General features: G+C 69.4%; 18 protein-coding genes and 1 pseudogene. 15 read left to right on the forward strand and 4 right to left on the reverse strand.

Annotation, left to right across the window (positions count from 1 at the left end; translation table 11 throughout):
- Positions 1 to 92 precede the first annotated feature (92 nt).
- The 6 genes from AB0I23_RS02795 to AB0I23_RS02820 are packed head-to-tail and all read left to right on the forward strand — an operon-like array spanning position 93 to position 7,293.
- Positions 93 to 1,607, forward strand: a complete 1,515-nt coding sequence (locus AB0I23_RS02795; RefSeq protein WP_359106177.1) for a gamma-aminobutyraldehyde dehydrogenase — start codon at positions 93 to 95, stop codon at positions 1,605 to 1,607.
- Positions 1,608 to 1,650: 43 nt separating this feature from the next.
- Complete coding sequence (locus tag AB0I23_RS02800) at positions 1,651 to 2,901, forward strand: ABC transporter substrate-binding protein (protein WP_359106179.1); 1,251 nt, start codon at positions 1,651 to 1,653, stop codon at positions 2,899 to 2,901.
- A 52-nt stretch (positions 2,902 to 2,953) separates the two neighbouring features.
- Complete coding sequence (locus AB0I23_RS02805; protein ID WP_359106181.1) at positions 2,954 to 4,123, forward strand: ABC transporter ATP-binding protein; 1,170 nt, start codon at positions 2,954 to 2,956, stop codon at positions 4,121 to 4,123.
- Positions 4,120 to 5,052, forward strand: a complete 933-nt coding sequence (locus AB0I23_RS02810) for an ABC transporter permease (RefSeq protein ID WP_359106183.1) — start codon at positions 4,120 to 4,122, stop codon at positions 5,050 to 5,052. Before AB0I23_RS02805 ends, AB0I23_RS02810 begins: the two co-directional genes overlap by 4 nt.
- Positions 5,052 to 5,855, forward strand: a complete 804-nt coding sequence (locus AB0I23_RS02815; protein ID WP_359106185.1) for an ABC transporter permease — start codon at positions 5,052 to 5,054, stop codon at positions 5,853 to 5,855. Before AB0I23_RS02810 ends, AB0I23_RS02815 begins: the two co-directional genes overlap by 1 nt.
- A gap of 22 nt (positions 5,856 to 5,877) precedes the next feature.
- Positions 5,878 to 7,293, forward strand: coding sequence for an NAD(P)/FAD-dependent oxidoreductase (locus tag AB0I23_RS02820; RefSeq protein WP_359106187.1), 1,416 nt, complete (start codon positions 5,878 to 5,880; stop codon positions 7,291 to 7,293).
- Between the two features lie 161 nt (positions 7,294 to 7,454).
- On the opposite strand, the gene AB0I23_RS02825 is transcribed toward AB0I23_RS02820, so the two are convergent.
- Complete coding sequence (locus tag AB0I23_RS02825) at positions 7,455 to 8,066, reverse strand: phosphatase PAP2 family protein (protein ID WP_359106189.1); 612 nt, start codon at positions 8,064 to 8,066, stop codon at positions 7,455 to 7,457.
- A gap of 99 nt (positions 8,067 to 8,165) precedes the next feature.
- On the opposite strand from AB0I23_RS02825, the gene AB0I23_RS02830 reads away from it, so the two are divergent.
- Complete coding sequence (locus tag AB0I23_RS02830) at positions 8,166 to 8,366, forward strand: hypothetical protein (protein WP_359106191.1); 201 nt, start codon at positions 8,166 to 8,168, stop codon at positions 8,364 to 8,366.
- A 269-nt stretch (positions 8,367 to 8,635) separates the two neighbouring features.
- Here the strand turns inward: AB0I23_RS02830 and AB0I23_RS02835 are convergent.
- Positions 8,636 to 8,815, reverse strand: a pseudogene (locus tag AB0I23_RS02835) (phosphatase PAP2 family protein); the annotation flags it as partial.
- A 123-nt stretch (positions 8,816 to 8,938) separates the two neighbouring features.
- The gene (gabT, locus tag AB0I23_RS02840; protein WP_359106193.1) at positions 8,939 to 10,279 is read right to left on the reverse strand and encodes a 4-aminobutyrate--2-oxoglutarate transaminase; all 1,341 of its coding nucleotides are present in this window, start codon (positions 10,277 to 10,279) and stop codon (positions 8,939 to 8,941) included.
- A 267-nt stretch (positions 10,280 to 10,546) separates the two neighbouring features.
- On the opposite strand from gabT, the gene AB0I23_RS02845 reads away from it, so the two are divergent.
- From AB0I23_RS02845 to AB0I23_RS02860, 4 genes are all read left to right on the forward strand, one after another.
- On the forward strand, positions 10,547 to 12,976 hold the full coding sequence (locus AB0I23_RS02845) for an ATP/GTP-binding protein (RefSeq protein ID WP_359106195.1): 2,430 nt from the start codon (positions 10,547 to 10,549) through the stop codon (positions 12,974 to 12,976).
- 174 nt (positions 12,977 to 13,150) lie between these two features.
- Positions 13,151 to 14,722, forward strand: a complete 1,572-nt coding sequence (locus AB0I23_RS02850) for a PucR family transcriptional regulator (RefSeq protein ID WP_359106196.1) — start codon at positions 13,151 to 13,153, stop codon at positions 14,720 to 14,722.
- Between the two features lie 195 nt (positions 14,723 to 14,917).
- Entirely contained in the window at positions 14,918 to 16,363 is a 1,446-nt protein-coding gene (locus tag AB0I23_RS02855) for an aldehyde dehydrogenase family protein (RefSeq protein WP_037689742.1), read from the forward strand.
- Between the two features lie 545 nt (positions 16,364 to 16,908).
- On the forward strand, positions 16,909 to 17,223 hold the full coding sequence (locus AB0I23_RS02860) for a hypothetical protein (protein ID WP_359106198.1): 315 nt from the start codon (positions 16,909 to 16,911) through the stop codon (positions 17,221 to 17,223).
- A 138-nt stretch (positions 17,224 to 17,361) separates the two neighbouring features.
- Here the strand turns inward: AB0I23_RS02860 and AB0I23_RS02865 are convergent, their stop codons facing one another.
- On the reverse strand, positions 17,362 to 17,664 hold the full coding sequence (locus AB0I23_RS02865) for a hypothetical protein (protein WP_359106200.1): 303 nt from the start codon (positions 17,662 to 17,664) through the stop codon (positions 17,362 to 17,364).
- 696 nt (positions 17,665 to 18,360) lie between these two features.
- On the opposite strand from AB0I23_RS02865, the gene AB0I23_RS02870 reads away from it, so the two are divergent.
- From AB0I23_RS02870 to AB0I23_RS02885, 4 genes are all read left to right on the forward strand, one after another.
- The gene (locus AB0I23_RS02870; RefSeq protein ID WP_359106202.1) at positions 18,361 to 20,307 is read left to right on the forward strand and encodes an acyl-CoA dehydrogenase family protein; all 1,947 of its coding nucleotides are present in this window, start codon (positions 18,361 to 18,363) and stop codon (positions 20,305 to 20,307) included.
- Positions 20,308 to 20,554: 247 nt separating this feature from the next.
- Positions 20,555 to 21,817 carry a 1-deoxy-D-xylulose-5-phosphate reductoisomerase gene (gene dxr / locus AB0I23_RS02875; protein WP_359106204.1) on the forward strand — a complete coding sequence of 421 codons (1,263 nt, stop codon included), beginning with the start codon at positions 20,555 to 20,557 and terminating at the stop codon, positions 21,815 to 21,817.
- Positions 21,814 to 23,124 carry a M50 family metallopeptidase gene (locus AB0I23_RS02880; protein ID WP_359106206.1) on the forward strand — a complete coding sequence of 437 codons (1,311 nt, stop codon included), beginning with the start codon at positions 21,814 to 21,816 and terminating at the stop codon, positions 23,122 to 23,124. Before dxr ends, AB0I23_RS02880 begins: the two co-directional genes overlap by 4 nt.
- A 301-nt stretch (positions 23,125 to 23,425) precedes the next feature.
- Positions 23,426 to 23,784, forward strand: a 359-nt coding sequence (locus tag AB0I23_RS02885) for a flavodoxin-dependent (E)-4-hydroxy-3-methylbut-2-enyl-diphosphate synthase (RefSeq protein ID WP_359106208.1), incomplete at its 3' end; no start/stop codon positions are given.

Consider the following 23,784-nt stretch of genomic DNA (forward strand, 5'->3'; position numbering starts at 1 on the left):
TGGGCTCGGTCTCCTCTGTCAGGATCGGCACTCAAATCGAGCAGAAGCTACGCCGCTCCTGGTTCACGGGGAAAGCGGCGGAGGAGAGTGTCATGGGCAACGGCTTCCACGTGCGGGACCGCTTCGCGGCCGGCGCGCAGTACATCGGCGGAAAGCTGCGCTCCGGCACATCGGGACGCAGCCACGACGTCGTGAACCCGGCTACGGGCGAGACCGTCTACACCTACGAACTGGCGGGCACCGCCGATGTCGACGCGGCCGTCGCGGCCGCCCGCGAGGCGTTCCCCGGTTGGTCGGGCGCCACCCCGGCCGAGCGGTCCGAGGCGATGCACCGGTTCGCCGCCGTCCTCGCGGAGCAGGCCGACGACTTCGCGTACGCCGAGTCGCTCCAGTGCGGCAAGCCCATCAAGCTCTCCACCGAGTTCGACGTGCCAGGCACCGTCGACAACACCTCCTTCTTCGCGGGCGCCGCCCGCCACCTGGAGGGCAAGTCCGCCGGGGAGTACGACGGCGACCACACCTCGTACGTACGCCGCGAGGCCATCGGCGTCGTCGGCTCGATCGCCCCCTGGAACTATCCGCTCCAGATGGCCGCCTGGAAGGTCCTCCCGGCGGTCGCGGCGGGCAACACGATCGTGCTGAAGCCCGCCGAGATCACCCCGCTGACCTCGCTGATGTTCGCCCAGGCGGCCACCGAGGCAGGCATCCCGGACGGCGTGATCAACATCGTCACCGGCGCGGGCAAGGACGCCGGCGAACATCTCGTCGGCCACCCGGACGTCGTGATGACCTCCTTCACCGGCTCCACCGCCGTCGGCAAGCGGGTCGCGGAGATCGCCACCGCCACCGTCAAGCGTCTCCACCTCGAACTCGGCGGCAAGGCCCCCTTCCTGGTCTTCGACGACGCCGACCTGGAGGCCGCCGTCAACGGTGCGGTCGCCGGAGCGCTCATCAACACCGGCCAGGACTGCACCGCCGCCACCCGCGCCTACGTCCAGCGGCCGCTCTACGACGCCTTCGTGCAGGGCGTCGCCGAGCTGATGGAGACCGTCCGGCTCGGCGACCCCTTCGACCCGTCGACCGACCTCGGCCCGCTGATCAGCCACGCCCAGCGGGACCGGGTCGCCGGCTTCGTCGAGCGCGCCCGTGCGTACGCCACCGTCGTCACCGGCGGCGAGGCCCCCGGCGGTGACCTGGCGGACGGCGCCTACTACCGGCCGACGCTCGTCGCGGGCGCCGCCCAGGACAGCGAGATCGTCCAGTCGGAGATCTTCGGCCCGGTCCTGGTCGTGCTGCCCTTCGACACCGACGACGAGGGCATCGCCCTCGCCAACGACACTCCGTACGGACTTGCCGCCTCCGCCTGGAGCCGCGACCTGTACCGGGCGGGCCGCGCCACCCGCGAGATCAAGGCGGGCTGCGTCTGGATCAACGACCACATCCCGATCATCAGCGAGATGCCGCACGGCGGATACAAGGCCAGCGGCTTCGGCAAGGACATGTCGGTGTACTCATTCGAGGAGTACACACAGGTCAAGCACGTGATGTACGACAACACCGCGGTCGCCCGGAAGGACTGGCACCGCACGATCTTCGGGGACCGATAGCCAGGCCGGACAACGGCCACACCCACCCGAAAGGGCAACGCGCATGGAACAGTACGAGCCGGAGCACCTCTCCGCGGCCCAACTGGCAGCGATGCGGCGCAGTCTTACCAGCGGCAGGGGTGCCCTCACCCGCCGTTCGTTGCTGCGCGCCTCCGGCATGGGCGCGCTCGCGCTCGGCGGCCTGGGCACGCTGAGCGCGTGCGGCATCCCGCCCGCGAAGCGGGAAGGGGACGCAGCGGCGGCCTCCGACGACCACTCGGCCAAGGAGAAGCAGGTCAACTTCTCCAACTGGACCGAGTACATGGACGTCACCGACGACGGCAAGCACCGGCCCACCCTGGAGGCGTTCACGAAACGCACCGGGATCAAGGTCAAGTACACCGAGGACATCAACGACAACGTCGAGTTCTTCGGCAAGATCAAGCCGCAGCTCGCGGCCGGCCAGGACACCGGCCGCGACATCATCAACGTCACCGACTGGCTGGCCGCCCGCATCGTCCGCCTCGGCTGGGCGCAGAAGCTCGACGCGTCGAACCTGCCGCACGCCTACGCCAACCTCTCGGCCCAGTTCCGCTCCCCCGACTGGGACCCCGGCCGCGCCTACTCGTACCCGTGGGCGGGCATTCCCACCGTCATCGCCTACAACTCCAAGGCGACCGGAGGCCGCAAAGTCGATTCCGTCAGCCAGCTGCTCGACGACCCGAAGCTCAAGGGACGGGTCAGCTTCCTCTCGGAGATGCGCGACTCCATCGGCATGACCCTGCTCGACATGGGCAAGGACCCCGGTACCTTCACCGACGCCGACTACGACGCCGCGATCGGCCGGCTCCAGAAGGGCGTCGACAAGAACCAGATCCGGCGCTTCACCGGCAACGACTACACGGCCGACCTCGACAAGGGCGACATCGCCGCCTGCGTCGCCTGGGCGGGCGACATCATCCAGCTCCAGGCCGGAAACCCGGACATCAAGTACGCCATCCCGGCCGCCGGTTACATCATTTCCAGCGACAACCTGCTCGTCCCGGTGAAGGCCCGGCACAAGACCAACGCCGAGAAGCTCATCGACTACTACTACGAACCGTCGGTCGCCGCCCAGCTCGCCGCGTACATCAACTTCGTCTGTCCGGTCGACGGAGTCCGCGACGAACTGGCGAAGATCGACCAGTCGATGGCCGACAACGTCCTGATCCTTCCCGACAAGCAGATGGCGGCCAGATCGCACGCCTTCCGCTCGCTGACCTCCAAGGAAGAGACGGCGTACGAAGAGAAGTTCGCCAAGCTCATCGGTGCCTGACCGCCCGCCCTTCCTCCCCGATCTCCCCCTGACACCACTGGGACTGCGACCCATGACACAGCAGCAGACAGAAGGCGGCGACGTCCGCCTCACCGGGATCAGCAAGACGTACGGCTCCTTCAAAGCCGTCCAGCCGCTCGATCTGACCGTTCCGCAGGGTTCCTTCTTCGCCCTGCTCGGGGCGTCCGGCTGCGGCAAGACCACCACCCTGCGGATGATCGCGGGGCTGGAGGAGGCCACCACCGGCACCATCTCGCTGGGCGGCCGGGACATCACCGACCTGCCTCCGTACAAGCGGCCCGTCAACACCGTCTTCCAGAGCTATGCGCTCTTCCCGCACCTCGACATCACCGAGAACGTCGCCTTCGGTCTGCGCCGGCGCGGCATCAAGTCGGTCAAGAAGCAGGTCGACGACATGCTGGACCTCGTCCAGCTCGGCGACTTCGCGAAGCGCAAGCCGCACCAGCTCTCCGGCGGCCAGCAGCAGCGCGTCGCCGTCGCCCGCGCCCTGATCAACCATCCGCAGGTGCTTCTGCTCGACGAGCCGCTCGGCGCCCTCGACCTCAAGCTGCGTCGCCAGATGCAGCTGGAGCTCAAGCGCATCCAGACCGAGGTCGGCATCACGTTCATCCATGTCACCCACGACCAGGAGGAGGCCATGACCATGGCCGACACCGTCGCGGTGATGAACGCGGGTCGCGTCGAACAGCTCGGCGCCCCCGCCGATCTGTACGAGAACCCGAAGACGACCTTCGTCGCCAACTTCCTCGGCACCTCCAACCTCATCGAGGGTGAGGTCACCGAGTCCGGCGAGGACATCCTGGTCGGCGCGGGCGGCATGACGCTGCGGCTGCCCGCCGGGCGGTGTCAGACCCCCACCGCACGCGGTGGCAGGCTGCTGCTCGGCGTCCGTCCGGAGAAGATCTCCCTCGCCCACGCCGACGACGCGGACTCCATAGCCGCCGGACGCAACCGGGTCACCGGCCGGATCATCGACTCCAGCTTCATCGGCGTCTCCACGCAGTACGTGGTGGAGAGCCCGGCCGGCAAGGCACTTCAGGTGTACGAGCAGAACATCGAGCGCGACACCCGGCTCACCTCGGGAGCCGAGGTCGTCCTGCACTGGAACCCCGCGCACACCTTCGGCCTCGACGCGGCCCAGTCCATGCTTGCGGGGACGATGGGCGACGCCGGCGTGGAGACGGTGGAGGACGCGACGTGACCGTCACCGAAGCGCCGCCCGCGCCGTCCGTGGACCCCGCCGAACTCCCCGTACGCAAGGCCTCCACCCGCAAGCGGCTCATCCCGTACTGGCTGCTGCTCCCCGGCATCCTGTGGCTCGTCGTCTTCTTCGCGCTGCCGATGGTCTACCAGGCGTCGACCTCCGTGCAGACCGGATCCCTGGAGAAGGGGTTCGAGGTCACCTGGCACTTCCAGACCTACTGGGACGCGCTGTCCGAGTACTACCCGCAGTTCATCCGGTCCCTGCTGTACGCGGGCACCGCGACGATCCTGTGCCTGCTCCTCGGCTACCCGCTCGCGTATCTCATCGCGTTCAAGGCGGGCCGCTGGCGCAACGTGGTGCTGGTGCTGGTCATCGCACCGTTCTTCACCAGCTTCCTGATCCGTACGCTCGCCTGGAAGACGATCCTCGCGGACGGCGGCGCGGTCGTCGACGTGCTGAACACCCTGCACGTCCTGGACGTCACCAGCTGGCTCGGCTGGACCGAGAGCAACCGGGTGCTGGCCACGCCGATGGCGGTGGTCTGCGGTCTGACGTACAACTTCCTGCCGTTCATGATCCTGCCGCTCTACACCTCGCTGGAGCGGATCGACGGCAGGCTGCACGAGGCGGCCGGCGACCTGTACGCCACCCCCGCCACCACCTTCCGCAAGGTGACGTTCCCGCTCTCCATGCCGGGCGTCGTCTCCGGCACACTGCTGACCTTCATCCCGGCCAGCGGTGACTACGTCAACGCGGAACTGCTGGGCTCCACCGACACCAAGATGGTCGGCAGCGTCATCCAGACCCAGTTCCTGCGCGTCCTCGACTACCCGATGGCGGCCGCGCTCTCCTTCATTCTCATGGCGGTCGTCCTGCTGATGGTCACCGTCTACATCCGCCGCTCCGGGACGGAGGACCTGGTCTGATGTCCGTACTGCGCTGGCTCCGCCGCCATCTGATCGCCATCGCGGGTCTGCTGACCCTCGGGTACATGATCCTGCCGAACATCGTCGTCATGATGTTCTCCTTCAACAAGCCGAACGGGCGCTTCAACTACGCCTGGCAGCGCTTCTCACTGGATGCCTGGAAGGACCCCTGCGGCGTCGCCGACATGTGCGGCTCGCTCTCGCTCTCCCTCCAGATCGCCACCTGGGCGACCATCGGCGCGACCGCGCTCGGCACGATGATCGCCTTCGCGCTGGTCCGCTACCGCTTCCGGGCGCGCGGCGCGATCAACTCACTGATCTTCCTGCCGATGGCGATGCCCGAGGTCGTCATGGCTGCCTCGCTGCTCACGCTCTTCCTCAACATGGGTGCGCAGCTCGGCTTCTGGACGGTCCTCATCGCGCACATCATGTTCTGCCTGAGTTTCGTCGTGACGGCGGTCAAGGCGCGCGTGATGTCGATGGACCCGAGGCTGGAGGAGGCGGCCCGCGATCTGTACGCGGGACCCGTGCAGACGTTCCTGCGGGTGACCCTGCCGATCGCCGCCCCCGGAATCGCCGCGGGAGCGCTGCTCGCCTTCGCGCTCTCCTTCGACGATTTCATCATCACCAATTTCAACGCGGGCTCGACCGTGACCTTCCCCATGTTCGTCTGGGGTTCGGCACAGCGCGGCACACCCGTGCAGATCAACGTCATCGGCACGGCGATGTTCATCATCGCCGTCACGGTGGTTGTCGCCGGCCAGCTGATCGCGAACCGGCGAAAGAACAGCGCACGACCCTGAAGTCCTGAAGGAGTTGGAAACCATGGCCCCAGCTGCCATGCGTACTGCTGCACAATCACTTTCCGACGCCCGGCCGGTCTCGTTCTGGCTGGACGACCCCGGCAAGCCCGAGGCGCTGGCCGCCCTGACCGGCGACGAGCACTGCGATCTGCTCGTCATCGGCGGTGGCTACAGCGGACTGTGGACCGCACTGATCGCCAAGGAACGCGACCCGGAACGGGACGTCGTACTGATCGAGGGGCACGAGGTGGGCTGGGCCGCCTCGGGCCGCAACGGCGGATTCTGCGCCGCCTCCCTCACCCATGGCCTTCCCAACGGCCTGGAACGCTGGCCGGACGAGATCAAGAAGCTGGAGGAGCTGGGCGAGCAGAACCTCGACGCCATCGAGGCGGCTGTCGCCCGCTACTCCATCGACTGCGAATTCGAGCGCACCGGCGAGATCGATGTCGCCACGGAACCCCACCAGCTCGAAGAACTCCGGGAATGGCACCGGGAAGCGGAGGAACTCGGCTTCACCGGAGTGGAATTCCTCGATCAGGACGCACTGCGCGCGGAGGTCGACTCACCGACATTCCTGGGTGGGCTCTGGGACCGGCGCGGGGTCGCCATGCTGCACCCCGCCAAGCTCGCCTGGGGGCTGAAGCAGGCCTGCCTCGATCTGGGCGTACGGGTGTACGAGCACACCCGGGGCCTCGAACTGGCCAGGACCGCCACCGGGATGGCGGTCCGGACGCCGTACGGGAAGGTCCTCGCCCGGCGGGTCGCCCTCGGCACGAACATCTTCCCGTCCCTGGTCAAGCGGGTGCGTCCGTACACCGTCCCGGTCTATGACTACGCGCTGATGACCGAACCGCTCACCGCCGAGCAGCTCTCCTCCATCGGCTGGAAGAACCGGCAGGGGCTGGGCGACAGCGCCAACCAGTTCCACTACTTCCGGCTCTCCGCGGACAACCGGATCCTGTGGGGCGGCTATGACGCGATCTATCCGTACGGTGGCCGGCTGAGCGCCGATCTCGACCAGCGGCCGGAGACGTTCCTCAAGCTCGCGGGTCAGTTCTTCGACTGCTTCCCGCAGTTGGCCGGGGTGCGTTTCAGCCATGCCTGGGGCGGCGCGATCGACACCTGTTCCCGCTTCTCCGCCTTCTTCGGTACGGCCCATCAGGGGCGGGTCGCCTACGCCGCCGGATTCACCGGGCTCGGTGTCGGAGCAACGCGGTTCGGCGCCGATGTGATGCTCGACCTGCTGTCCGGTGAAAGGACCGAGCGGACCGGTCTGGAGATGGTGCGCACCAAGCCGATGCCGTTCCCGCCGGAGCCGTTCGCCTGGGCCGGGATCGAACTCACGAAGAGGTCCCTGGCCAGGGCGGACGCCAATGGCGGGCACCGCAATCTGTGGCTGCGGACGATGGACCGTCTGGGGCTCGGCTTCGACAGCTGACCGGGCCGCGAGCCGGGACGGTCGCGCTGTGACCGGTTCACGATCAACTGGTGGCCCCCGCGCGAAGCGCGTCAAGCCCGCTGCCGCATGGCAAGCAGGAATCTCCTGGTTTCAGCCGGGAGAGCACTTCAAGCGCTCTGGGGAATCCCTGCGCGACGACCTCAACCTGCGCCACGTCCAGGACCGCCTCGATCAGTGGGGGTGCTCGAAGAACTTCGGCGCCTGCTTCGGCGGCCGGCCACCCACAGCGCCATCAGCAGCACCCCGCTCAGACACCAGCTGCCGACCACATCCAGCGGCCAGTGGTAGCCGCGCAGTACCAGGCCGATGCTCGTCGCCGCCGACAGCAGGATGGCGGCGACGAGCATCGGCCAGGACCGCTTCAGGTGCGGGACCAGGAGCATCGACGCCGCTCCGTACGCCACCGCGGCCGTCGCGGTATGGCCCGACGGGTAGTAGCCGGTCGCCTCGGTCAGGGGTCCCTGGCGATCGGTCCACACCTTCAGCGGGACAACCAGCGCGGGTACGGCCGCCATCGCGAGGGCGGAGTAGAGCGGTTCGCGGCGGATGCCGCGGGTCAGGGAGAAGATGATCGCGCAGGCCAGCACCGGGAGCGCGACCTGCATATTGCCGAGATCGGTGAAAAATTCGGCGAGCCCGACGGGACCGTGACCGACCAGCGCCCGGCTGATCTGTTCGTCCGGTCCGAGCAGGGGACCGTCGGCCACGACCTGCCAGGTGACGAGTGCGAAGACCGCGAGCAGCGACGGCACCAGAGAAATGCGAAGAACCGACCACCCAGGAACAGGAGGGGCAGTACCTTGCTTGGGGGTGCTCCTGTGGGGGTGCCGCTGAAGCGGGGAGGGCGTCATATGAACAGCCTGCCAGCAGCCGCACTGACTGTCCGGGAGTATCTGCGGGTGTCCGCCGAGGGGGAGCGCTCCATCCCGGAGCAGCGCCAGGACAACAAGCGGGCCGCCGACCGCGAGGGCTTCGCGCTCGGCAGCCGTACCAGGACCAGGGGAGCGCCTCCCGTTACGCCACCAAGGGGCGTGACGGCTACGACCGGCTGACGGACGAGCTGACGAGCGGCCAGTTCGGCGCCGAGGTGCTCATGTTGTCGTCCACGCCCGCCCACACGCACACAGCCCTTGCCCCTGACACGTTCCCCAGCACCTGGCAAGCGCGGTGACCTGATCGAGCGGGCGGAGTTCCGGCGAGCCTGATCTGCCGAACACATGAGTTGTGTGGCAAGCCGAAGAGCGGAAGCTGGGGGGTAGCTTCCGCTCTTCGGTGTTGCGGGCTGATCCAGCTACTTACCGGAGTAAAGAACCGCAATCGGGCCGCCTGGATCGGTTTGCCGCGCGCCCCGGGGGGTTTGGGGCGAGCGGCCATCCGATCGGTGAGGAGTTCCGGAGCCAGAGGCTCCAGTGGTGTGCGCGAAGGCACGACCAGGACGGCGCCGGGGAAGCTCCGACCCGGTATCGCCCGCAGTCCCCTGCGAGCGGGGTGTTTCTCTCATCTGCGAAAACCGTACGGCAGCCGAGGGGGGACCGACAGCCGGAATCGGATCCCGCCATCGGCCCCCCACACCTTCTTCACAGACCCACACGTGGGCCCGGTCAGGATCGGCGCCGGGACCGGATCAGATCTGGGTGAAAGCCTGCTCGATGACGTCGAGGCCCTCGTTCAGCAGGTCCTCGCCGATCACCAGCGGAGGCAGGAAGCGCAGCACATTGCCGTACGTGCCACAGGTGAGGACGAGCACGCCCTCGGCGTGGCAGGCCTTCGCGAGCTTCGCGGTGGCCTCCGGGTTCGGGTCCTTCGTGCCGGACTTCACCAGCTCGATCGCGATCATCGCGCCGCGGCCGCGGATGTCACCGATGACATCACCGTTCGGCAGCTTCGCCTGCATCTCGGCGAGGCGGCCCTTCATGACCTCCTCGATGCGCTTCGCCTTCCCGTTCAGGTCCAGCTCACGCATGGTCTCGATGGCGCCGAGCGCACCCGCGCAGGCCACCGGGTTACCACCGTACGTACCGCCGAGGCCGCCCGCGTGCGCGGCGTCCATGATCTCGGCGCGGCCGGTCACTGCGGAGAGCGGCAGACCGCCCGCGATGCCCTTGGCGGTGGTGATCAGGTCGGGGACGATGCCCTCGTCCTCGCAGGCGAACCACTGGCCGGTACGGCAGAAACCGGACTGGATCTCGTCCGCGACGAAGACGATGCCGTTGTCCTTGGCGAACTGCGCGATGGCGGGGAGGAAGCCCTTCGCCGGCTCGATGAAGCCGCCCTCGCCGAGCACGGGCTCGATGATGATCGCGGCGACGTTGTCGGCGCCGATCTGCTTGGTGATCTGGTCGATGGCCTGGGCGGACGCCTCGGCACCGGCGTTCTCCGCACCGGTCGGCCAGCGGTAGCCGTACGCCACCGGGACGCGGTAGACCTCGGGCGCGAACGGACCGAAGCCCTGCTTGTACGGCATGTTCTTGGCGGTCAGCGCCATCGTGAGGTTCGTCCGACCGTGGTAACCGTGGTCGAAGACGACGACGGCGGTGCGCTTGGTGTAGGCACGGGCGATCTTCACGGCGTTCTCGACGGCCTCGGCGCCGGAGTTGAACAGCGCGGACTTCTTGGCGTGGTCGCCCGGCGTCAGCTCGGCGAGCTGCTCACAGACCTCGACGTACCCCTCGTACGGCGTGACCATGAAACAGGTGTGGGTGAAGTCGGCGAGCTGCGCGGACGCGCGGCGTACGACGGCTTCGGCGGAGGCGCCGACCGAGGTCACGGCGATGCCGGAGCCGAAGTCGATCAGGCGGTTGCCGTCCACGTCCTCGATGATCCCGCCACCGGCACGGGCGGTGAACACCGGCAGGGTGGAGCCCACACCTGCGGCGACCGTCGCGAGACGGCGGGCCTGCAGCTCCACCGACTTCGGGCCGGGAATGGCAGTGACGACGCGGCGCTCCTGCGGAATTGCGGTCATGCGGGGCTCCTGGGGGTGTTTCGGACGCTTCTCTGTCTGCAGGCTAGGGGCGAGGCCGGGGGTCCGGCATGTTCCGTTCGGGAGAAGTGGCGGGTCGCGGTTGTCCGTCACGGACATAGCGACCGGCCTGGCCCCGGCCCGGCGACAGGTGCGGGACATCCCGCCCGACAGCGTCTGACGGGGTGGTAGGGGGCACTAGATTGAGGGGATCGGGCGCCCGCGCCCGGAGTTACCGGTCGGCGCTGGTCAGGGGACGAGGGACAGCACATGGACACCGAGGGCACGTACGACTCACGCGACACCCGCTCCGGTCATCCGGTGCCGCGCCCGGCCGGCCCACCACCGCCCGTGCTGCCACCCGTGCCGGGCCACGCACCGGCCTCCGGCCCCTCGCTCGGCGACTGGCTGCGCATCCCCAGGCCCACGGCGGAACCAGGCGTCTGGCGGTCCGGTCACACCTCCCGGCCCGCCCAGGAGGAGGAGCGCACGCCCGACCGCACCCTGCTCAGCGGAGCGGTGATCTCGCTGCTGGCCTCCGTCCTCGTCTGGTCGCTCTGGCGCAACGGATACATCCCGTACTGGCGCGTCCCGCTGAAACTCTTCACCCCCGACGGCTGGTGGGGGCCGTTCGGCGATCAGCCGCTGACGCATGGAGCCGTACGGGCGCTCGACATCTACCGCCTCCTGATCACCGGAGCCATCTTCTACGGGTTCGGCCGCTTGGGTAACTGGTCCGCCGCGTTCGAACGATGGGCCGGGGGCCGGGGACCCGCCGCCCGAGCCGGCGGCGCCGCGCTCGGCGCCCTGCTGGTCTGGATCCTCGTATGGAACGGGATCGTGCCGGGCATGGAGCTGACCTTCAGCTTCGCCGCACCATGGCTGGGCACCGACCGCACCGTGACCACCGCGGTCACGTACACGCTGTACGCCCTGATCACCCTGGTGATCGTGTGGCCGTTCGCGAAGCTGGGACGGTGGGCGGAACTGCGGCGCCGGAGCTTCGGCGGCGACGGACCGCAGCGCGCGCCGACGGCCGACGCCGCCACCACCGAACGCGCGAACCGCAAGGTGCGCGGCGGCGCGGCCCAGGAAGCAGGCCGCGGCACGGAGGGCCACACGGAGGACGAGGCGAACGATCCGGCCGAGTGGCCCGACCTGCGCGCCGCCGGGCAGAACCAGGTCGCGGCCAAGCTCTCCCAGGAGGCGCGCTCGGGCCGGATGAACGACGTCGACTACGCCCGTATCCGACGTGCCTGGACGTCCGTACGCGCCGACAGCAGCCGGCTCTCCGCCTTCACCGACACCGTGCTGCGCAACGGCGCCGCCGCCTGTACCCACCCCTCCGGCGCACGTGACCTCCCGGTCCGCGCCGCCCGGCACGACCTGCTGGTCGACCAGGTCAGACTCGGTACCGTCGACGACAGCGAACGCAACCCCTACGCGCGCCGCGGCAGCGGCATCGCCCTCGATCCCGGACTGCTCGGCACGTCCCTGCTGGCGGTCGGGCCGCCGGGGGCGGGCAAGAGCCGCGCACTGATCCGACCGGTCGTCGAATCCCTCGCCCTCCAGGCGCTCGCCGGGCGTGCCGCCGTCGTCGCGGTGTGCGCCGCCGGAACCCAGCTCGGCGCCGACGAGGGCTTCGACGTCGTGGTGAAGCTCGGCGACCCGTCCTCCGTCCACGATCTCGACCTGTACGGAGGCACCACCGACCCCGACGAAGCCGCCGCCGCCCTGGCCGAGGGGCTCGTCGGCGATCTCCAGGAGGTGGACAGCAGGCGCGCCGCCACCGCTCTCGCCCAGCTCCTCGGCCCCTACCGCGCCGCCCACGGCCGCTTCCCCTCCATTCCGGAGCTGCGGGAACTGCTCGACGGCGTACCGGAGACGTTCTCCACCCTGCGCGAGGCCCTCGACGCGACGGGCCGGCAGGACATGCACCGCGAACTGGACGCGCGCGCCCGCCAGTCCGGCGCCCCCGGCGACGCGGGACCCGCGCTCGCCGACCGGGTCGCGCTCCTCGACCGGCCCGCGTTCGCCGACTTCTTCGACACCACCGGCAAGGCCCGCCCCTTCTCCCTGCGGGCCCTGGAACACCCCCTGAGGGTCCGCATCGACCTGCCCGAACGCGGCCACGCCGAGGCGTCGCGGATGCTGGCCCGCCTCGTCCTCGCCCAGTTCACCGCGAGCGCCGCCGCCCGCACGGACCGCTCGCTCTTCGCCTGCCTCGTCCTCGACGACGCGACTCGCACCCTGACCCCCGACATCGTCCGCGGAATCCAGCGGCTGCGCTCCGCGCACGCCGGAGCCGTGGTCACGCTGCGCACCCTCGACGACGTCCCGGAGAACCTGCACACGGCGCTGCTCGGCGCGGTGGGCTGCCGGATGGCGTTCTCCGGGATCACCACCTGGGACGGCAAGAAGTTCGCCGAGGCGTGGGGCACGGAATGGGTCGAGACGAGGGACGTCACCCAGCGCACGGTCTTCGCCGACCAGCCGATGACGAGGGCCATCCACGCCTTCCGCAAGCTGGTCACCGGGAAGGCGGTGACCACGGACGCGGTGACCGTGCGCCAGGTCGAGCGCGAACGCTGGTCCGCCTCCGAACTGGCCCATCGCGTTCCGGCCGGACACGCGGTGCTGTCCCTCACGACCGTACGAGGGGACCACGCGCCGCCCCTGCTGGTGAACCTGAACGGCTGAACCATGGCCGTGCGGCCTCGACCTGCGGACCGGGTCCGCCGAAGCGGATCCGGCCGGCGGAGACGGTGCCGTGTCTCCGGGAGCGGTTACCGCGGACCCTGCCGCCCTGGCAGAATTGGGAGGAGCCGTTCGGACGGGACGGCGAAATCGACTCCTTGAGGTCACGCGGTCTCCATGCCACCTACTCTCGCCTCGCTCGTCCAGCACTCGGCGCTCAAACTCACGGTGCGTGCGGGGGCGGACCGGCTCGACCAGCCCGTGCGCTGGGCGCATGCCAGCGAGCTCGCCGACCCCGTCCCTTACATGGAGGGCGGAGAGCTCCTTCTCGTCACCGCCACCAACCTCGACGCCGAGAATCCCGAAGCGATGCGGCGGTACGTGCAGCGGCTGGCCGGTGCCGGAGTCGTCGGGCTGGGCTTCGCCGTGGGCGTCAACTACGACGACGTACCCCAGCCGCTGATCGACGCCGGGGAGGAGGCCGGGCTGCCGATCCTGGAAGTGCCCCGCCGCACCCCGTTCCTCGCCATCGCCAAGGCTGTTTCGTCGGAGATCGCCGCCGACCAGTACCGGGCGGTGACAGCGGGGTTCGAGGCCCAGCGGGATCTGACCAAGGCCGCACTCGCGGGGGACGGACCCGCCGAACTCCTGGCCCGGCTCGCCGCGCAGGTCGACGGCTGGGCCGCGCTGTACGACGCCTCCGGTGCCGTCGTGGCCGCCGCCCCCGACTGGGCCGCCCGGCGTGCCGCCCGGCTCACCCCCGACGTGGAACGCCTGCGAGAACGCCCCTCCCCGGCGAGCGTGGTCGTCGGCGACACCGACGACCGGATCGAGCTCCAGACCCTGGGCACCGGCCGCCGGGCCCGGGGCGCCCTGGCCGTGGGCACCGGTTCGGCTCTCGGCACCGCCGAGCGGTACGCCGTGCACTCGGCCGTCGCCCTGCTGACGCTCATCACCGCCCGCTCGCGCTCCCTCCAGGGCGCCGAGCAGCGGCTCGGCGCGGCGGTGCTGCAGATGCTCCTGGCCGGCCAGCCGGACCACGCGCGGGCCGTTGCCGGGGACCTGTACGGAGGGCTGCTCGACGCTCCTTTCCGGCTGCTGATCGCGGAGGCGGCCGAGCCGTCGGCAACGGCGCTGCTCGGTGAGGCGATGGAAGCGGCGGCCTCCCGGACCGGCGAGACCCTGTTGACGGTTCCCGAGGGCGAGCGGCTCGTCGTCCTCGCCGCGGACGGTGGTGCGGCCGTCGCCGCGTGCACGGCATACGCGGAGGCACAGGACGAGCGGACCCCCCGCGACCGGAAGACGTCCGAGGAGGGGGAGGTGGTCGTCGGGTTGTCCGCACCGGCGGGTCCGATCGCCGTCTCCGCCGCGTACAAGCAGGCCGAACAGGCACTCTCGGTCGCCCGCCGCCGGGGCAGGGCCCTCGTCGAGCACGAAGAGCTCGCGGCCGGCTCGGTCCTGCCACTGCTCGCGGACGACGCGGTACGGGCCTTCGCGGACGGCATGCTCCGCGCCCTGTACGAACACGACGCGAAGGGGCGCGGTGACCTGGTCGCCTCGCTGCGCGCCTGGCTCTCCCACCACGGCCAGTGGGACGCGGCCGCAGCCGACCTGGGCGTGCACCGCCACACCCTGCGCTACCGGATGCGGCGTGTGGAGGAGATCCTCGGCCGCTCCCTGGACGACCCGGATGTCCGCATGGAACTGTGGCTGGCGCTGAAGGCCACCAGCTCCCCGCCGACGCCGTGAAACCGAGCCCGTCCGGCGCCTGAGGACGCCCCGCGCGCCGGAAGGTCGAGGCGAACCGCCCTGATGCGCGTGGTCATCCGACAATCCGGCGCATGCCTTCCGTCCTTCGCTCCATGACGGACAAGCGCCAGGTCGGCGGCCCGGCCCTACGGTGGGGGTCAAGACACCCCACGACTCCGAAGGGCCGGAACCTCCATGACTTCCACCCACGCCTTCTGGCTCGCCGGCCGCCAGGCCACCGGCGAGGACAGCTTCGACGTCACCAACCCCTGGGACGGCCGTCTCGTCGGTACGGTCAGCGTCCCGACCGACGCGCAGATCGAGGAGGCCGTCGCCGCCGCGCACGCCGTGCGCGAGGAGTTCGCCGCGACGCCCGCCCACGTCCGCGCCGCCGCCCTCGACCACGTCGTACGGCGTCTCGTGGAACGCACCGAGGAAATCGCCCAGCTGATCTCCGCCGAGAACGGCAAGCCCATCAAGTGGGCGCGCGGCGAGGTCGGCCGCGCCGTGTCCGTGTTCCGGTTCGCCTCCGAGGAGGCCCGCCGCTTCAACGGCGGCGATGCCCAGCGCCTCGACACCGACGCCGGTGGCACCGGCCGTCTCGGCCTGACCCGGCGCTTCCCGCGCGGTACGGTCCTCGGCATCGCGCCCTTCAACTTCCCGCTGAACCTGAGCGCCCACAAGGTCGCCCCGGCCATCGCCGTCGGCGCCCCGATCATCCTGAAGCCGGCCCCGGCCACCCCGATCTCGTCGCTGATCCTCGGCGAACTGCTGGCTGAGACCGACCTTCCGGCCGGTTCGTGGTCCGTGCTCACGGTGCCCAACGACCGTATGCCCGCTCTCGTCCAGGACGAGCGCCTGCCCGTGATCTCCTTCACGGGTTCCGGCCCGGTCGGCTACTCCATCCTGGAGTCGGTGCCGCGCAAGCACTGCACCCTGGAGCTGGGCGGCAACGGTGCGGCGGTCGTGCTCGGCGACTACGCCTCCGACGAGGACCTGGACTGGGCCGCGAGCCGTATCGCGACCTTCTCCAACTACCAGGGCGGCCAGTCCTGCATCTCGGTGCAGCGCGTCATCGCGGACGCCTCCGTCTACGACCGGCTCGTCCCGAAGATCGTCGCGGCCGTCGAGGCCCAGGTCACCGGTGACCCGTCCGACGCCGCCACCGATGTCGGCCCGCTCGTCAGCGAGGACGCCGCCAAGCGCGTCGAGTCCTGGGTCGACGAGGCTGTGCAGGCAGGCGCCCAGCTGCTCACCGGCGGCAAGCGGGACGGTGCCACCTACGCGCCGACCGTGCTCGCGGAACTCCCGGACGGCGTCAAGCTCTCCTGCGAGGAGGTCTTCGGACCGGTCCTGTCCGTACAGAAGGTGGACGGCGAGGCCGAGGCCTTCGCCTCCGTGAACTCCTCGAAGTACGGACTGCAGGCAGGTGTGTTCACCCACGACCTGCAGACCGCGTTCCGTGCGCACCGGGCCCTCGAGGTCGGCGGCGTGATCATCGGCGACGTCCCCTCCTACCGCGCGGACCAGATGCCGTACGGCGGAGCCAAGCAGTCCGGCGTCGGCCGTGAGGGTGTTCGCTACGCGATGGACGACTACACCTACGAGCGCGTGCTGGTCCTCACCGGCCTCGCCCTGTAGCCCGTGAGCAGGATCGAACCGATCCACCGGAGCCGCCTGTAATCCGCCTGGACAGCACGACGGCAGGCGGCGGACGAACGGCCGGAGCCCACTGTGCGGGGGCTCCGGCCGTTCCTGCGTATCTGCACCCTGACCTGCGGCGATGGTCGGATCTTGGCTGGTTCAGATGGGGTAGTGGGAGCACCGTGGGAACACGCGGCGTGGCCTGCGCTCATGGCGAGCTTGGTTCCGTGCAAGAACAAGCTGGGGAAGTCACCAGCTACCAGGTGTCGCGGTCCGGGGACCGGCAGAGCGAACGCTTCGGTGACGAGGAGTCGATCCAGGTCTTCAAGGAGGGCGGGGTCTGACACCGGGCAGGACTGCGCCCTCCGGCGTGGAACCCGGGCGGGGTACCCGTGCTCGGATCGGAGACGCCCCCGTGGAGGCAGCCGTCAGCTGGGCCCGTCCGGCCGGTCGCGAGGGTTGTGGGGCGCGTGGACCCGCGGTGCGGTGGGTGTCATGATCACGCGAGCGTCCGGCGCGGGTCCGGCGCGCGGGGAGGGACCATGAAGCTCTACATCGCCATACCAGCCGTTCTCGTGGCGTTGCTCGTCGCCGCCTCCGGCGTAGCGGCGGTTACGCGTGGCTGGGTGCTCCCCACGAACCGGCGGCCGGTCCGCCGCCCTCGCCTCTACGGCTGGGGTCAGTTGGTGGCTGCCTCCGCTCTGTGCTGGCAGATGGTCTTCTTCTGGGGAATCAGCGGCATCGGCATCCGGCAGTGGGGAACCCTGTCCGGCAGCGCGCTTCTGCTGACCGGCCTCATCCTGATGATGATGAGCCGGCGCACGGGTGGTGATCGACAGGGCAGCGGCGCACCCTAGCCGTGGAAGTGGTTGCGCTTGATCACGGCCTTGCGGATGTTCACGGTGGTGCCGCCCTAGTGGCTGCTCGCGTACGTCCCACGAGCCGGGGGCCGGGTGCGAAGGAAGCGGAAGCCATCCCTCCGGTCCCCGACCCTCTCAAGATCCGTCCCATATCCCCAGACGTTTGAGCCGACGCTGCCGGAGCCGCTCCGAGGCGGCCGTGAGGCCGAAGACAATTCCCATTGCAAGCCCGAAGAGCACAGCGAACAGCGGATCGTCGGGTTCCTCGTCACGCGACAGCATCAAGAGGAAGAGCGTGACGGGAACGGCTATGGAGAGACCGGCGCCAATCGGGTGCCGGGCCACCAATCTCTGGATCCGAGTCGGACGCCGCAGCCCACCCAGGGCCTGATCCAGAGCCCAGAACGCATCCTTCAGAGGTCGCCGCCAGTTCGCCATGGCAGAAGGATATGCAGACGATCGGCTGCCCCCGGGGGCCGAGGGCTCATGGCCGAGCAGCAGCCCGTCAGCCACCCAGTGGTGATGCGGCGGGAGTCGAGGGGCGCCGCGCACTTCTCGACCGAGTCCAGCTCGATTTCTCCCTTGGCGGTCTCATCGGTCCGGGGCTCACCCGTGGGCGGCGGCTCAGCCGGGACGGAAAGCTCGGGCAAGGGCGCGGTGGGCGGCGCTGCTGGAGCCGGCCCCACCGGCGGCGCCGCGAGGACGACACCGTACTGCCCGTCACTTCTCGTGAACATCCACGAGCCGGTGCCCCACCAGCCGCCCTTGCGTGTTTCCGTGGGGCCACGGCGGCGGGGAGGAGCGGGCTGCGACGGGTCTGGACGGGTCGGATGCGGAAACATATGCGCAGGGCAGGGGAAAATCGCAGGTCAGCGCGGGGTCTCGGATCCAGCTGGGTGGGCGCTCCGGCTGTTTCTGCTCGACCCTCGACCCGGTCCGACCGCAGTCCGCCCGCTGAACGTGCCACTGGAGTGGCGCGAGACCCGATCGGCGTCCGAGGGCTGGTGAGGGCGGCAGGAATCGGGTACATACGGACGAGTAGCACCGGTTGGTATGCCTCGGCAGGCGCGCATGCGCGCTCCGCGCGGACCGGCCGGGTCCGCCCACCCGACAACGCGGCGAGGTGAGCTCCTCATGTCCGCACCATCCGCTCCGAAGAACACCCCCAGGGTCACCGAGCGTGAAGCACGCCAAGTGGCCGAGGCCGCACGCGAGCAGGACTGGCGAAAGCCCAGTTTCGCCAAGGAACTGTTCCTGGGCCGCTTCCGCCTGGACCTGATTCATCCGCATCCCATGCCGGCCGCCGACGACGTCCGGCGAGGCGAGGCGTTCCTCGCCCGATTGCGCGACTTCTGCGAAACCAAGATCGACGGCGCTCTGATCGAGCGTGAGGCGAAGATCCCCGACGAGGTCATCAACGGCCTCAAGGAACTCGGCGCCCTCGGGATGAAGATCGACCCGAAGTACGGCGGGCTGGGACTGACCCAGGTCTACTACAACAAGGCCCTGGCCCTGGTCGGCACCGCCAACCCGTCGATCGGCGCGCTGCTCTCCGCACACCAGTCCATCGGCGTGCCGCAGCCGCTGAAGATCTTCGGCAGTCAGGAGCAGAAGGAAGCCTTCCTGCCCCGGCTGGCCAGCACCGCCATCTCGGCCTTCCTCCTCACCGAACCGGACGTCGGTTCCGACCCGGCCCGGCTCGCCACCTCGGCGGTCCCGGACGGCCCCGACTACATCCTCGACGGCGTGAAGCTGTGGACCACCAACGGCGTCGTCGCCGACCTGCTGGTCGTCATGGCCCGTGTCCCCAAGTCGGACGGGCACAAGGGCGGCATCACCGCGTTCGTCGTGGAGGCGGACGCCCCGGGCATCACGGTGGAGAACCGCAACGCCTTCATGGGGCTGCGCGGCATCGAGAACGGTGTGACCCGTTTCCACCGCGTCCGGGTGCCGGCCGCCAACCGCATCGGCCCCGAGGGAGCCGGTCTCAAGATCGCCCTCACCACGCTCAACACGGGCCGCCTGTCGCTCCCCGCCATGTGCGTCGGAGCCGGAAAGTGGTGCCTGAAGATCGCCCGCGAATGGTCGGCGGTCCGCGAACAGTGGGGCAGGCCGGTCGCCCGGCACGAAGCCGTCGGAGCCAAGATCTCCTTCATCGCTGCCACCACATTCGCCCTGGAAGCAGTTGTCGATCTCGCCTCGCAGATGGCGGACGAGGATCGCAACGACATCCGGATCGAAGCGGCCCTGGCCAAGCTGTACGGCTCCGAGATGGGCTGTCTCATGGCCGATGAACTGGTCCAGATCCGCGGCGGCAGGGGCTTCGAGACCGCCGACTCCCTCGCCGCCAGGGGCGAACGGGCCGTCCCCGCCGAACAGCTCCTCCGCGACCTGCGGATCAACCGGATCTTCGAGGGCTCGACGGAGATCATGCATCTGCTGATCGCCCGCGAGGCCGTCGACGCCCATCTGAAAGTCGCCGGAGATCTCATCGACCCCGACAAGCGCCTCTCGGCCAAGGCGAAGGCGGGAGCGAACGCGGCCGGCTTCTACGCCCGCTGGTTGCCCAAGCTCGTCGCCGGACCAGGGCAACTGCCCCGCACCTACAACGAGTTCCATCCGCCCGGACACCCGGACCTGTCCACCCATCTGCGCTACGTCGAACGTTCTTCGCGCAAACTGGCCCGCTCCACCTTCTACGCGATGTCGCGCTGGCAGGGACGCATGGAGACCAAGCAGGGCTTTCTGGGCAGGATCGTCGACATCGGCGCCGAACTCTTCGCGATGAGCGCCGCCTGCATCCGTGCCGAACTTCTGCGTACCACCGACGAGCACGGCCGCGAGGCCTACCAACTCGCCGACGCCTTCTGCCACCAGTCCCGCATTCGCGTCGAGGAACTCTTCACCCGCCTGTGGTCCAACACCGACCAGCTCGACCGGCGCGTGGTCGACGGGGTCCTCTCCGGTGCGTACCTCTGGCTGGAACAAGGCATCGTCGACCCGAGCGGCGAGGGCCCCTGGATCGCCGACGCCACCCCTGGCCCGGCGACCAAGGAGAACGTCCACCGCCCCATCCGCTGATCGCCGGTCCCTCGGGCCGGCCGGTCGGGCCTGGCGGGGAGCGTCCACTCGCTGGACGCTCCCCGCCAGGCCGTGTGCCGCACGGCAGGACGGGGCCCCGTGACCGTCATCGCCCCTCGGCGAGGACACTTACGCCTGGTGGGTCGCCGTTCAGGGACCGCCGGAATTCACAGGAACGCTTCCTGAGCCGCTCCGCCCTGAGATTTCAGGGGACGCGCTGTCCGCGTGCCGGGCCGATGCGGCAACAATGGGGGGCATGAGCGACAGCCCTGCCCCCCTCGCCGACCCGCACCTCGTCTTCGACGCAGTGGAAGGACGCCGGGATCTCGTCATCCTCGGCTCCACCGGGTCCATCGGCACCCAGGCCATCGACCTGGTGCTTCGCAACCCCGACCGCTTCCGTGTCACCGGGCTCTCCGCCGCGGGTGGCCGGGTCGCCCTCCTCGCGAAGCAGGCGCGGCAACTGAGGGCGCGCACCGTCGCCGTCGCCGAACCGGACGCGGTACCGGCCCTCCGCGAAGCGCTGCGCGAGCAGTACGGTGCCGGGGAACCCCTTCCTGAGATCCTGGTGGGGCCGGCCGCCGCTACGCAGCTCGCCGCGAGCGATTGCCACACCGTGCTCAACGGAATCACCGGCTCGATCGGTCTGGCCCCCACGCTCGCCGCGCTGGAGGCCGGCCGTACGCTCGCCCTCGCCAACAAGGAATCGTTGATCGTGGGCGGTCCGCTGGTGAAGGCTCTGGCCAAGCCGGGCCAGATCATCCCGGTCGACTCCGAGCACGCCGCGCTCTTCCAGGCGCTCGCCGCCGGCACCCGGGCCGATGTCCGGAAGCTTGTCGTCACCGCATCCGGCGGCCCGTTCCGGGGACGGACGAAGAGCGAGCTGGCGAGCGTCACGCGCGAGCAGGCGCTCGCGCACCCCACCTGGGCCATGGGTCCGGTGATCACGATCAACTCCGCCACCCTGGTCAACAAGGGACTGGAGGTCATCGAGGCGCATCTCCTCTACGACATCCCGTTCGAGCGGATCGAAGTCGTCGTCCACCCTCAGTCGTACGTCCACTCGATGGTGGAGTTCACCGACGGCTCCACCCTCGCCCAGGCCACCCCGCCGGACATGCGCGGACCGATCGCCATCGGCCTCGGCTGGCCGGAGCGCATCCCGGACGCGGCACCCGCTTTCGACTGGTCGAAGGCGTCCAGCTGGGAGTTCTTCCCGCTCGACAACGACGCTTTCCCGTCCGTGGGCCTGGCCAGGCACGTAGGAGCGCTCGGCGGCACCGCCCCGGCGGTGTTCAACGCCGCGAACGAGGAGTGCGTGGACGCTTTCCTGTCAGGACAGCTGCCGTTCAACGGAATCATGGATACGGTCACGGCGGTGGTGGCCGAACACGGCACCCCTCCCACGGGAACTTCACTCACGGTCGCAGACGTCCTGGAAGCGGAGAGCTGGGCACGGGCCCGGGCTCGGGAACTCTCGGCGAAAGCGACAGCGGAGGCGCGCGCATGAGCATCACGACGGTCCTGTTGACGATTCTGGGGATCGTCGTCTTCGTCATCGGCCTGCTGTTCTCGATCGCCTGGCACGAGCTGGGACACCTGTCGACCGCGAAGCTCTTCGGGATCCGCGTCCCGCAGTACATGGTCGGCTTCGGCCCGACGATCTGGTCGCGGAAGAAGGGTGACACCGAGTACGGGATCAAGGCGATTCCGGCCGGTGGCTACATCCGCATGATCGGCATGTTCCCGCCCGGTCCGGACGGACGGATCGAGGCGCGCTCCACCTCGCCGTGGCGAGGAATGATCGAGGACGCCCGAGAAGCTGCTTTCGAGGAACTCGAGCCCGGTGACGAGAAGCGACTCTTCTACACGCGCAAGCCGTGGAAGCGCGTGATCGTCATGTTCGCCGGACCGTTCATGAACCTGGTCCTGGCTGTCGCGATCTTCCTCGGTGTGGCGATGACCTTCGGCTTCCAGACGCAGACCACCGAGGTCGCGGGCGTCCAGAAATGCGTGATCGATCAGAGCGAGAAGCGGGACACCTGCAGGAAGAGCGACCCGGTCTCGCCCGCGCAGGCCGCCGGACTGAGGAAGGGCGACAAGATCGTCGCCTTCGACGGTCAGAAGGTGGGCGACTGGGCCACCCTCTCCGACCGGATCCGCGGCACCATCGGCCCCGCCACCCTCACCGTCGAGCGCGACGGCCGGGAGACGACGCTCCACGCCGTGCTGCAGAAGAACGTGGTGGCCAAGAAGGACTCCAAGGGCGAGGTGATCCCCGGCAAGTACATTCCGGCCGGGTATCTCGGCTTCGCAGCCCGGACCGAGATCCTTCCGCTCTCCTTCAGCGACTCCGTCGTCCGCATGGGCGACATGATCGAGAACGGTGTCGACTCGATCATCGCTCTTCCGTCCAAGATCCCGGACCTGTGGAGCGCGGCCTTCGGCGACGGCGAGCGGGCGGCCGACTCCCCGGTCGGCGTGGTGGGTGCGGCCAGGATCGGCGGCGAGGTGATGACGCTGGACGTCCCGGCGACGAACCAGATCGCGATGATGCTGTTCCTGCTGGCCGGCTTCAACCTCTCGCTGTTCCTCTTCAACATGCTGCCCCTGCTGCCACTCGACGGCGGGCACATCGCGGGAGCGCTCTGGGAGTCCCTGCGCCGCAACGTGGCGCGGGTCTTCAAGCGCCCCGACCCCGGCCCCTTCGACGTGGCCAGGCTGATGCCGGTCGCCTATGTCGTCGCCGGTGTCTTCATCTGCTTCACACTGCTCGTCCTGGTGGCCGACATCGTCAATCCGGTCAAGATCTCCTGACCGGCCTGAGACACCGGCCCGGCCTGGAACGTCGGTCGGACCGGCGCGCCGATGGGTCCGGCACCCGCCCGGTCCGGCGCGTCGGTCCCCCACGCTTCGCGCCGGATCACCGCGGCGTGACGACCGGGCAGATCGCCGGGCGCCCCACGGGCGGTGACCGGGCATGCGCTCGGGTCCGGGCGCCTCTTTTCGTACGGACTTCGGGATGCGGTGTGCTCCGGGTCCCCCCGGTGCCGTAACCTCGAAGGCCGGAGCCCGCCGATCTCGGGACCTTGATCCACACCTTGGGGATGCTCAGCGCATGACTGCGATTTCTCTTGGAATGCCGTCCGTTCCGACCAAGCTCGCCGACCGGAGGGTCAGCCGCAAGATCCAGGTCGGGTCGGTGGCGGTCGGTGGGGATGCGCCGGTGTCGGTGCAGTCGATGACCACGACCCGTACGTCGGACGTCGGTGCGACGTTGCAGCAGATCGCGGAGTTGACGGCGTCGGGCTGTCAGATCGTGCGGGTGGCGTGTCCGACGCAGGATGACGCGGATGCGTTGGCGACGATCGCCAGGAAGTCTCAGATCCCGGTGATCGCGGATATTCATTTCCAGCCGAAGTATGTGTTCGCGGCGATTGATGCGGGCTGTGCGGCGGTGCGGGTGAATCCGGGGAA

The organism is Streptomyces atratus (genome assembly GCF_040655115.1).
GTDB classification, from domain to species: domain Bacteria; phylum Actinomycetota; class Actinomycetes; order Streptomycetales; family Streptomycetaceae; genus Streptomyces; species Streptomyces atratus_D.

Coding starts and splice junctions, on each gene's coding strand:
- AB0I23_RS02795 (WP_359106177.1), top strand. CDS start 93: ATGGGCAACGGCTTCCACGTGCGGGACCGCTTCGCGGCCGGCGCGCAG.
- AB0I23_RS02800 (WP_359106179.1), top strand. CDS start 1,651: ATGGAACAGTACGAGCCGGAGCACCTCTCCGCGGCCCAACTGGCAGCG.
- AB0I23_RS02805 (WP_359106181.1), top strand. CDS start 2,954: ATGACACAGCAGCAGACAGAAGGCGGCGACGTCCGCCTCACCGGGATC.
- AB0I23_RS02815 (WP_359106185.1), top strand. CDS start 5,052: ATGTCCGTACTGCGCTGGCTCCGCCGCCATCTGATCGCCATCGCGGGT.
- AB0I23_RS02820 (WP_359106187.1), top strand. CDS start 5,878: ATGGCCCCAGCTGCCATGCGTACTGCTGCACAATCACTTTCCGACGCC.
- AB0I23_RS02830 (WP_359106191.1), top strand. CDS start 8,166: ATGAACAGCCTGCCAGCAGCCGCACTGACTGTCCGGGAGTATCTGCGG.
- gabT (WP_359106193.1), bottom strand. CDS start 10,279: ATGACCGCAATTCCGCAGGAGCGCCGCGTCGTCACTGCCATTCCCGGC.
- AB0I23_RS02845 (WP_359106195.1), top strand. CDS start 10,547: ATGGACACCGAGGGCACGTACGACTCACGCGACACCCGCTCCGGTCAT.
- AB0I23_RS02850 (WP_359106196.1), top strand. CDS start 13,151: ATGCCACCTACTCTCGCCTCGCTCGTCCAGCACTCGGCGCTCAAACTC.
- AB0I23_RS02855 (WP_037689742.1), top strand. CDS start 14,918: ATGACTTCCACCCACGCCTTCTGGCTCGCCGGCCGCCAGGCCACCGGC.
- AB0I23_RS02860 (WP_359106198.1), top strand. CDS start 16,909: ATGAAGCTCTACATCGCCATACCAGCCGTTCTCGTGGCGTTGCTCGTC.
- AB0I23_RS02865 (WP_359106200.1), bottom strand. CDS start 17,664: ATGGCGAACTGGCGGCGACCTCTGAAGGATGCGTTCTGGGCTCTGGAT.
- AB0I23_RS02870 (WP_359106202.1), top strand. CDS start 18,361: ATGTCCGCACCATCCGCTCCGAAGAACACCCCCAGGGTCACCGAGCGT.
- dxr (WP_359106204.1), top strand. CDS start 20,555: ATGGGGGGCATGAGCGACAGCCCTGCCCCCCTCGCCGACCCGCACCTC.
- AB0I23_RS02880 (WP_359106206.1), top strand. CDS start 21,814: ATGAGCATCACGACGGTCCTGTTGACGATTCTGGGGATCGTCGTCTTC.